The 9,063-nt window shown below is 68.1% G+C and carries 9 protein-coding genes; 1 reads left to right on the top strand and 8 read right to left on the bottom strand.

Annotated elements, in window-relative coordinates; genetic code table 11:
* Nucleotides 1-275: 275 nt before the first annotated feature.
* Genes gcvP through HFP89_RS12825 form a run of 5 tightly spaced genes read right to left on the bottom strand, consistent with a single transcriptional unit; the run spans nt 276 to nt 6,380 of the window.
* Nucleotides 276-3,194, bottom strand: coding sequence for an aminomethyl-transferring glycine dehydrogenase (gene gcvP, locus HFP89_RS12805; RefSeq protein ID WP_168718055.1), 2,919 nt, complete (start codon nt 3,192-3,194; stop codon nt 276-278).
* Nucleotides 3,195-4,085, bottom strand: coding sequence for a heme o synthase (gene cyoE, locus HFP89_RS12810; protein WP_168718056.1), 891 nt, complete (start codon nt 4,083-4,085; stop codon nt 3,195-3,197).
* Between the two features lie 3 nt (nt 4,086-4,088).
* Nucleotides 4,089-5,084, bottom strand: a complete 996-nt coding sequence (locus HFP89_RS12815) for a COX15/CtaA family protein (protein WP_168718057.1) — start codon at nt 5,082-5,084, stop codon at nt 4,089-4,091.
* A gap of 1 nt (nt 5,085) precedes the next feature.
* Nucleotides 5,086-5,658: a hypothetical protein gene (locus tag HFP89_RS12820; RefSeq protein ID WP_168718058.1), complete on the bottom strand. Its 573-nt coding sequence runs from the start codon at nt 5,656-5,658 to the stop codon at nt 5,086-5,088.
* Nucleotides 5,655-6,380 (bottom strand): SURF1 family protein, encoded by a 726-nt coding sequence (locus HFP89_RS12825; protein WP_168718059.1) that lies wholly within the window; start codon nt 6,378-6,380, stop codon nt 5,655-5,657. The genes HFP89_RS12820 and HFP89_RS12825 overlap by 4 nt, the downstream gene beginning before the upstream one ends.
* A 54-nt stretch (nt 6,381-6,434) precedes the next feature.
* Between HFP89_RS12825 and HFP89_RS12830 the strand changes: the two genes are divergently transcribed.
* Entirely contained in the window at nt 6,435-6,680 is a 246-nt protein-coding gene (locus HFP89_RS12830; RefSeq protein WP_168718060.1) for a twin transmembrane helix small protein, read from the top strand.
* 19 nt (nt 6,681-6,699) lie between these two features.
* Here HFP89_RS12830 and HFP89_RS12835 read toward each other — a convergent pair whose 3' ends face one another.
* The 3 genes from HFP89_RS12835 to HFP89_RS12845 all read right to left on the bottom strand — a co-directional run bounded on the left by HFP89_RS12835 (nt 6,700) and on the right by HFP89_RS12845 (nt 8,645).
* Nucleotides 6,700-7,185, bottom strand: coding sequence for a peroxiredoxin (locus HFP89_RS12835; protein WP_168718061.1), 486 nt, complete (start codon nt 7,183-7,185; stop codon nt 6,700-6,702).
* Nucleotides 7,186-7,189: 4 nt separating this feature from the next.
* Entirely contained in the window at nt 7,190-7,555 is a 366-nt protein-coding gene (locus tag HFP89_RS12840; RefSeq protein WP_168718062.1) for a response regulator, read from the bottom strand.
* Between the two features lie 82 nt (nt 7,556-7,637).
* On the bottom strand, nt 7,638-8,645 hold the full coding sequence (locus HFP89_RS12845) for a YhdH/YhfP family quinone oxidoreductase (protein WP_168718063.1): 1,008 nt from the start codon (nt 8,643-8,645) through the stop codon (nt 7,638-7,640).
* Between the last annotated feature and the right edge of the window lie 418 nt (nt 8,646-9,063).

Here is a 9,063-nt window from a genome sequence, read left to right on the forward strand (position 1 = left end):
ACGGTTCGCTTTCCGGCGCACTTTCGACCGGAAGCGTCAAGCGTCACGGCGTGTCGAGCGCATGGCAAACCACGCAGATCGACGACAGGCGCCTTGCCCTGTCCGTGGCCGGGAATCGACCGATGCCGAAGGAGTCGCAGGTCGAGAAGCGAGGAATCGAGTGAGCGTCTGCCCTGCAGCCGGGCGGACGGAATCGGCTTGGCATTCTCCGCGCCGTCGATCTGCGGTCAGACGAACACATCGCCGCCGATCGGGCCGGCGGCGCTGTGGGTTCATCAGCTGGCTTCGGCGTAGACGTCCAGCGGCGGGCAGGAGCAGACCAGGTTGCGATCGCCGTAGACGTTGTCGACGCGCCCGACCGAGGCGAAGAACTTGCCCAGCCGCAGCGACTTCACCGGCCAGCCGGCCTGCTCGCGAGAATACGGGTGCGTCCATTCGTCGGCGGTCAGCTCGGCGATGGTGTGCGGCGCCATCTTCAGCGGGTTGTCGTCGGCGTCGAGCTCGCCGGAGGCCACTCGGTCGATTTCCTGGCGGATCGAGATCATCGCTTCGATGAAGCGATCCAGTTCCTCGCGCGACTCGCTTTCGGTCGGCTCGATCATCAGTGTGCCAGGCACCGGCCACGACATCGTCGGGGCGTGGAAGCCGTAGTCGACCATTCGCTTGGCCACGTCTTCCTCGCTGATGCCGGCCTCGGACTTGAACGGCCTGAGGTCGACGATGCACTCGTGGGCGATGCGTCCGTTGCGGCCGGTGTAGAGGATGTCGTAATGGTCCTTCAGACCGTGCGCGATGTAGTTGGCGTTCAGGATCGCCACGTCGGTCGCGCGCCGCAGGCCTGTGCGACCCATCAGCGCGATGTAGGCCCAGGAGATCGGCAGGATCGCCGCCGAGCCCCAGGGTGCCGCGGCCACGGCCGGGTTGGTGCCCCGGCCGGCGCCGAGCACGCCGCTGACGTGGCCGGGCAGGAACTCGGCCAGGTGCGCGCGCACGCCGATCGGTCCGACGCCGGGTCCGCCGCCGCCGTGCGGGATGCAGAAGGTCTTGTGCAGGTTCAGGTGGCAGACGTCGGCGTAGTCGGCCACGCGCGAGATGCCGACCAGGGCGTTCATGTTGGCGCCGTCGAGATAGACCTGGCCGCCGGCGTCGCGCACGCGCTGGCAGATCGCGATGACGTCTTCCTCGAACACGCCGTGGGTCGACGGGTAGGTGATCATCAGCGCGGCCAGTTCGTCGCGGTGCTTGTCGATCTTGGCCGCCAGGTCGTCCTGGTCGATGTTGCCGCTGGCGTCGCAGCCGACCACCACGATCCGGTAGCCGACCATCTGCGCACTGGCCGGGTTGGTGCCGTGCGCCGAGGACGGGATCAGGCAGACGTCGCGATGGCCCTGGCCGTTGGCCTGCTGGTAGCTGCGGATGGTCAGCAGGCCGGCGTATTCGCCCTGCGAGCCGGCGTTGGGCTGCAGCGAGACGGCATCGAAGCCGGTGATCTCGCGCAGCATGCGCTCGAGGTCGTCGATCAGCTCGTGATAGCCCCGTGCCTGGTCGTGCGGGCACAGCGGATGCAGTTCGGCGAACTCCGGCCAGGTCACCGGCAGCATCTCGGTCGTGGCGTTGAGCTTCATCGTGCACGAACCGAGCGGGATCATCGCGTGGGCCAGGCTCAGGTCGCGATTTTCCAGCCGCTTCAGGTAGCGCAGCATCTCGGTTTCGGAGTGGTAGCGGGAGAAGACTTCGTGGGTCAGGAAGTCGCTGCGGCGCTGCAGGGCGTCCGGAATGGCCGGATCGGCTGCGGCCAGGTCGGCATCCAGCGCGTCGAGGTCCGGGCGCGCGCCGGTCAGGGCCTCGACCAGGTCAGCGAGCTGCTCGCGGGTCGTGACCTCGTTGAAGCTCAGTCCGATCGCGTCGTCGAGATCGGCGCGCAGGTTGAAGCCGGCGCGCAGCGCGCGCTGCAGCAGGTCGGTCCGGGTCCGTTCGTCGACCCGGATCAGCAGGGTGTCGAAATAGTCCTCGTGGAGCGGCGCCAGGCCGGCCTCGGTCAGTGCGCGGGCAGCCAGTCGGGTCATCCGGTGGATGCGCCCTGCGATCCGGCGCAGGCCGTCGGCGCCGTGCCAGACCGCGTAGAACCCGGCCATCACGGCCAGCAGCGCCTGGGCCGTGCAGATGTTGCTCATCGCCTTCTCGCGGCGGATGTGCTGTTCGCGGGTCTGCAGCGCCATGCGCAGCGCCGGCGCACCGTGGCGGTCGCGCGAGACCCCGATGATGCGGCCCGGCACGTTGCGCCGATGGTCCTCGGCGGTGGCCAGGAACGCCGCGTGCGGTCCGCCGTAGCCCATCGGCACGCCGAAGCGCTGGGCCGAGCCGATGACGACGTCCGCGCCCATTTCGCCGGGCGGCTTGAGCAGGGTCAGGGCCAGCAGGTCGGCGGCCACGGCGGTCAGCGCATCGTGCTCGGCAGCCGAGCGGATCACGGCCTCCGGATCGCCGAGCCGCCCGCTGGCGCCCGGGTACTGGAGCAGCAGGCCGAAGTAGTCGCCGGCCGCGGCGTCGGCGGCCAGGTCGTTGCTGATCACGACATCGATAGCCAGCGGTTCGGCCCGGGTCTTCAGCACGTCGATCGTCTGCGGCAGCGCGTCGGCGTCGACCAGGAAGCGGCTCGACGGGTGCTTGCGCGCGATCCGGCGCATCATCGTCATTGCCTCGGCGGCGGCAGTGGCTTCGTCCAGCAGCGAGGCGTTGGCCAGTTCCATGCCGGTCAGGTCCATGACCGCCTGCTGGAAGTTGAGCAGGCCCTCGAGCCGGCCCTGCGAGATCTCGGCCTGGTATGGCGTGTAGGCGGTGTACCAGCCCGGGTTCTCGAGCACGTTGCGCAGGATCACCGGCGGCACGTGAGTCGGGTGGTAGCCCAGCCCGATCAGGCTGTGCAGTACCGAATTGCGGTCGGCCATCTCGCGCAGTCGCGCCAGCACCTGGGCCTCGTTGCGGGCCTCGTCGAGGTCCAGCGGACGCTCGGCCCGAATGCTCTTCGGCGTCGCCTCGTCGATCAGTGCATCGAGTGAATCGACGCCGAGCGCAGCCAGCATGGCCTGCACGTCGTCGTCGCGCGGGCCGATGTGGCGGCCGATGAACTCGGCGGTGTGTTCCAGCGTGCTCAGCGGCGCCGAGTGCAGGGAGGAGTCGGTCGGATGGGACATTCAGGCAACCCCGAGGAAGGAATGAAGATAGTGGTCGACCAGCAAAAAGGCGAACAGGGCCATCAGGTAGACCACGGAATAGTGGAAGAACGCCATCGGCAGTTCGTCGCTGCGGCTGACCATCAGCGCGATCGCGTAGCCCAGGAAGCCGGCGTTGAGGACCAGGCTGCCGGCCAGGTAGACCCAGCCGCTCATGCCGGTCAGGAACGGCAGCAGGGTGACCAGCACCAGGATGATCGAATAGAACAGAATCTGCCAGCGGGTGAACGGAATCCCGTGGGTGACCGGCAGCATCGGCAGGCCGACGCCGGCGTAGTCGTCACGGCGATGGATGGCCAGCGCCCAGAAGTGCGGCGGCGTCCAGACGAAGATGATCAGGAACAGGATCAGCGCATAGGCGTGCACTTCGCCGGTGACCGCGGCCCAGCCCAGCACCGGGGGTGCGGCGCCGGCCGCGCCGCCGATCACGATGTTCTGTGACGTGGCGCGTTTGAGCCAGACGGTGTAGACCACCGCGTAGCCGATCAGGCTGAGGAAGGTCAGCGCGGCGGTCAGCGCGTTGACGCCGAGGATCAGCATCACCATCGAGATCACGGCCAGGGCCAGCGCGAAGGCCACGACCTGGGTCTCGGTCAGCTCCCGGGTCGGCAGCGGCCGGTGGCGGGTCCGCGTCATCCGCGCGTCGATCCGCCGATCGAGCAGGTGGTTCAGGGCGGCGGCCGACGCGGCGGCCAGGCCGATGCCGAGGCTGCCGAGCAGCAGGGGCTGCAGGGGAACCAGGCCGGGCGTGGCCAGCGCCATGCCGACGATGGCGGTGAACACGATCAGCGCGACCACGCGGAGCTTGCACAGCCCCAGGAATGCGGTCAGCTTGCGCGTCGCGGCAGTCATCGCTCAGGCGACGCTGCGGCGAGTGCGGTGGAGCAGTGCGACCATCGTGAACAGCAGGATCGCGGCGATGCCGTTGTGGGCCACGGCATTGGCCAACGGCAGTCCGCCGACGATGTTGTAGATGCCGATGAGCACCTGCACGGTCAGTACGCCGATCATCCCGAACGCCAGCCCGCGCAGCTCTTCGACCCGGACCAGGCGCGAGAACAGCCAGGCCAGTACACCGACCACGGCGATCGCCCAGATCCGGTGCGCCATGTGGATGGCGACGCGAGCCGACTGGTCGAGCACGCCGCCCTCGTAATCGACGCCGACGCCGCGCCAGATGCGGAAGCCCTCGCCGAAATCGGTCTGCGGCCACCAGGCCCCGGTGCAGGTCGGGAAGTCGGGGCAGGCCAGCGCGGCGTAGTTGGTGCTGACCCAGCCGCCGAGCAGGATCTGCACCACGACCACCGCGAAGCCCAGCCAGACCAGCGGGTGCAGCGCCCGTGCAGGAAGGCTGGGCTTGGAGGTCGAAGTGGTCTTCAGCGCCAGCCAGAACAGCAGTGCACCGGTCGCCATGCCGCCGGCGAGGTGAGCGGTGACGATCGCCGGCTTGAGCAGCAGCGTGACCGTCCACATGCCGAGAATGCCCTGGAAGATCACCAGCGCGAGAATGCTCATCGGCAGGCCGACCGGCTGGGCCGGGTCCCGTCGATTGCGCCAGGCCATCACGGCCATGATCACGATCAGCAGGCCGAGCAGGCTGGCCACGTAGCGGTGGGCCATCTCGCGGAAAGCCTTGCCCGAGTCGACCGCGCGGGTCACGGTGTGCTCGCTGAATACGCGGGTGGCGGTCTCGATGTGCTCCGGCGTCTTCGGCCAGGTCACCATGCCGTAACAACCAGGCCAGTCGGGGCAGCCGAGACCGGCGTGGGTCAGGCGCACCCAGGCACCGGCGACGATCACGAACAGACAGAGCCCGGTGGCGATCCAGGCGAGGCGGCGGAAGTTCTTCATTTCATTCCCGAACGGTCCAGGTCAACAGGCGCCGGAGATCCTTTCGGATTCCCGTCGGATCGGTCTCGAGACCGAAGCGCTCCATTATATTTCCCTGGGGATCAACGATGTAGAAACCGCCGGTTTCGGCGCCCGGGATCACCGCGCGCAGCGGCGCTGCGTCGGGGCCGCCGACCACGTCGAAGACCGGGTCGAGCTCGCGGATCCGCGCGCCCAGCGTAGCGTCGGGAGCGTCTCCGGTGATCAGCAGCAGGTCGATATCGGGCACGTGGCGGTTCTGGGCGGCCCGGACCTGCCGCAGCAGGTAGGCCCGCTCCTGGCAGTCCACCGCGCACGGACCGGGTTCGACCTGCAGCAGGGTCCAGCGCTCGAGCAGATCCTCCCGTGCCACGGAGCCGCCATCGGCCGTCGCCAGCTCGAAGGCCGGCAGCGGGACGACCGGCTCGATCAGCTCACCGTGCGAGCGTTCCGGGGCCGGCTCCCACTCGACCCAGCGCGAATTGAGCAGCACCGCGACCAGGATCGGGGCCAGGAACAGGGCGAACAGCAGGACCAGCGTGAGTCGGGGATTCATCGGTCTTCCAAGGTATCGGGGCGGCGGGGTCGGGCGCGGTGCGCGCGCCAGCTCAATCCGGACCAGATGGCGACGACGACGGCGGCCATCAAGCCCCACTGGAACGCATAGCCCAGGTGACGTTCCGGGCCGAAGGTCACGACCGGCCAGTCGGCGCCGGTCAGGTGCGCCGGGTGGTCGGGATCGAGCCGGATCACCTGCGGCAGCAATTCGGGGCCGTACAGGCCGGCGAGCGGTTCGGGGTCGAAGTAGGTGACCAGGTTGGGCCAGCCGTCCGGATCGAGTTCGGAGCCGGCGCCGAGGCGCAGTCCGACTTCCGGCGGCGCGACCAGCAGGCCTTCGATGCGCTGGATTGCAGGCGGTCGTGGGTCGGGCCGCGGGGGACGGCGATCCGACCAGGGCGCCCAGCCACGATTGACCAGCACCAGCCGGCCGTCGTCGCCTCGCCACGGCGTGAACACCTGGACGCCCGGCTGGCGCTGGTGGACCTGGTTGTCGAGCAGGAGCTGGCGGTCGGCCTCGAACCGGCCGCTGGAGCGGACCCGCGCCGGCACCGCGGTCTCGGCCGAGACGTCCGATAGCGTCAGCGTCGGGGCGGCGGCCACCTCGGCCAGCCGCTGGCGTTTGTCTTCGGCACGATCGATCTGCCAGAGCATCAACGCCACGCAGCCGCACACCACCGCGGCGGCGGCCAGGTGCGGAACGAGCGCGCGGAACGTCATTCCGCCCACGCCGAGCGGGTAGGATGGCGGTCTTTCGAAACGGGGCAACCCGACGTGCTGAGCAAGATCATCATCCTCGCCTTCCTGGCGGCCATTCTGTACAGCCTGGCTTCGAGCTTCTATTTCCTGGTCAACGACAAGGGAGACGGGGATCGAACCGTCCGCCGCCTGACCTGGAGGGTCGGATTGTCGCTGTTGCTGGTGATCGGGCTGTATGTGAGCTTCAAGCTGGGCTGGATCGAGCCGAGGGGCGTCGATCCGGTGCGCTATCCGGCGACCGAAGCGCCGGGCGGAGACTGACGAGCTCTGACGCGCCGGCTCAGCCGAGCAGCGACAGGACGTGCTCGGCGCTGGAGACCCGGAACTCGCCCGGCGCCTCGACCAGCACGTGTTCGACCACGCCGTCTCGAACGATCAGGGCGAAGCGCTGCGCGCGCATGCCCATTCCGAACGCGCGGCCGTCCATTTCCAGGCCCAGCGCCTGGGCGAAGTCGCCGTTGCCGTCGGCGGCCATGATGATGTCCTGACCGACGCCGGCCGATTCGCCCCAGGCGTTCATCACGAAGATATCGTTGACCGCCATGCAGACGATCCGGTCGACCCCGGCAGCGCGCAGCGCATCGGCGTGTTCGACGAAGCCCGGCAGGTGCTTGGCCGAGCAGGTCGGGGTGAAGGCGCCGGGCACCGCGAACAGCGCGGTCAGGCCGTCGCCCATCAGTTCGGCGGCGTCGACCGGCGACGGGCCGGTCTCGGTCATCAATGTCAGCTGCGCCTGCGGGAGGCGCTCACCCTGGGCAATGGTCATCGCTTCAGGCTCCCAGCGCGTCGTTGATGGCGCTGATCAGCTGCTTCTTGTCGACCGGCTTGGTCAGGTAGGCGCTGGCCCCCTGGCGCAGGCCCCAGATCCGGTCGGTTTCCTGGTTCTTGGTCGTCACGAAGATGATCGGGATGTCGGCCGTGCCGGAGTTCTTGGAAATCTTGCGGGTCGCCTGGAAGCCGTTCAGGCCGGGCATGACCACGTCCATCAGGATCAGGTCCGGCGTGTTGGCGATGGCTGCGTCGACCCCTTCTTCCCCGTTGCTGGCCGTGATGACTTCATGCCCCTCTTCCTCGACGATCTTCGACAGCGTGTACAGGTGCGTGTCGGAGTCGTCGACAATCAGAATCTTGGCCATCGTTGTTCCTCGAGTCGGTTTCTGAAGTCCAAAAACTATACTACAAAATTGCTGCCGGCCACCATCGAGGGCTCGCCCGCCCTCAACCTCCGACGCGAACCAGGACCCGGCCCAGCGAGCCGCCGGCCAGTGCCGTATCGAATTTCGGCGCCAGCTCGTCCAGGCCCACTTCGTCGGCCTCGATGGCATCGAGATGGGCGGGTTTCCAGGGTCCGGCCAGGCGGTCCCAGAGCTGCTCGCGGATGCGGTAGGGGCAACCCGAGGAGTTCACCCCCAGCAGACTGACGCCGCGGATGATGAATGGCATCACCGTGGTGCGCAGCCCGATCCCGCCGGCCATGCCGCAGGATGCGATCGAGCCCCAGGGCCGGATGACCCGGGTCAGGCCGGACAGCATGTCGCCGCCGACGTTGTCGATCGCCCCGGCCCAGCTTGCCGAGTCCATCGGCTTCTCGCTCCAGTGCAGGTCATGGCGCGAAATGCACTGGGTGGCGCCGAGCCGACGCAGGAAATCGAAGTGCTCGACCTTGCCGGAAATCGCGTGGACCTCGTAGCCGGCCCGGGTCAGCAGGTCGATGGCGATCGAACCGACCCCGCCGCTGGCGCCGGTGACCACGACCGGACCCATGTCGGGCGTCTGGCCGTTGGCTTCCATCCGCCACAGCGACAGGGCGGCGGTGAAACCGGCCGTGCCCAGGACCATGGCCTCGCGCAGCGACAGGCCCTCGGGCCGCGGAACCAGCCACTCCGAAGGCACGCGCAGGTACTCGCTGTAGCCGCCGTCGCGGGTTTCCGACAGGTCGCAGCCGGTAATCAGCACCTCTTCGCCGGGGTCGAAGCGATCGGAATCACTGTGCACCACGGTGCCGGCGGCGTCGATCCCGCCGTTGAGCGGAAACCGCCGCAGGATCCTGCCCTTGCCGGTGGCGGCCAGCGCGTCCTTGTAGTTGATGCTCGAGTACGCGACCCGGATCACCACATCGCCCTCGGTCTGCTCGTCGAGCGACTGATCGACCAGCTCGGCCCGATAACCATTCTCGTCGTCGAAGATGCGGAAGGCGCGGAAGGTGGCGGGAATCTCGTGGTTCATGGTGTCACTCGAAGCTGCGGTCCTGTTGCCAAGCGTAACGGGTTCAGGGGGAAGGGTGCAGCGCATTGGTTTCCTTTGTCGATCGCGACAAAAGTAGGCAAAAGCGCTCTTACAGGCGGCGGAACGCGAAGGGGCTTCCGGATTGCGTCGGTGGGCCGGTGTCTGCGAAGCGCCCGGGCTCGCTCCGGCTGCGGTCTACAGTGGCCCCGGATGCATCCGCGAAGCCAGGGCCAGGCCGACGAGGCGCTGGTCGGCCACAAGCTTTGGCTGAGAGGTGGTTTGCTTTCTTCGCGTCTTGCTGGAGCCGCGTCCGGCGGCTGTGTCGGGGTTCTGGCTACAAGCGTTTCGCCACGCGGACTTCGTCCGCTTTCTGGCGACCTACTTTTGTCAGTCGCGACAAAAGTAGGCAAAAGCGCTC

This window comes from Wenzhouxiangella sp. XN79A (assembly GCF_012272825.1).
GTDB lineage: Bacteria > Pseudomonadota > Gammaproteobacteria > Xanthomonadales > Wenzhouxiangellaceae.

Coding starts and splice junctions, on each gene's coding strand:
- gcvP (WP_168718055.1), bottom strand. CDS start 3,194: ATGTCCCATCCGACCGACTCCTCCCTGCACTCGGCGCCGCTGAGCACG.
- cyoE (WP_168718056.1), bottom strand. CDS start 4,085: ATGACTGCCGCGACGCGCAAGCTGACCGCATTCCTGGGGCTGTGCAAG.
- HFP89_RS12815 (WP_168718057.1), bottom strand. CDS start 5,084: ATGAAGAACTTCCGCCGCCTCGCCTGGATCGCCACCGGGCTCTGTCTG.
- HFP89_RS12820 (WP_168718058.1), bottom strand. CDS start 5,658: ATGAATCCCCGACTCACGCTGGTCCTGCTGTTCGCCCTGTTCCTGGCC.
- HFP89_RS12825 (WP_168718059.1), bottom strand. CDS start 6,380: ATGACGTTCCGCGCGCTCGTTCCGCACCTGGCCGCCGCCGCGGTGGTG.
- HFP89_RS12835 (WP_168718061.1), bottom strand. CDS start 7,185: ATGACCATTGCCCAGGGTGAGCGCCTCCCGCAGGCGCAGCTGACATTG.
- HFP89_RS12840 (WP_168718062.1), bottom strand. CDS start 7,555: ATGGCCAAGATTCTGATTGTCGACGACTCCGACACGCACCTGTACACG.
- HFP89_RS12845 (WP_168718063.1), bottom strand. CDS start 8,645: ATGAACCACGAGATTCCCGCCACCTTCCGCGCCTTCCGCATCTTCGAC.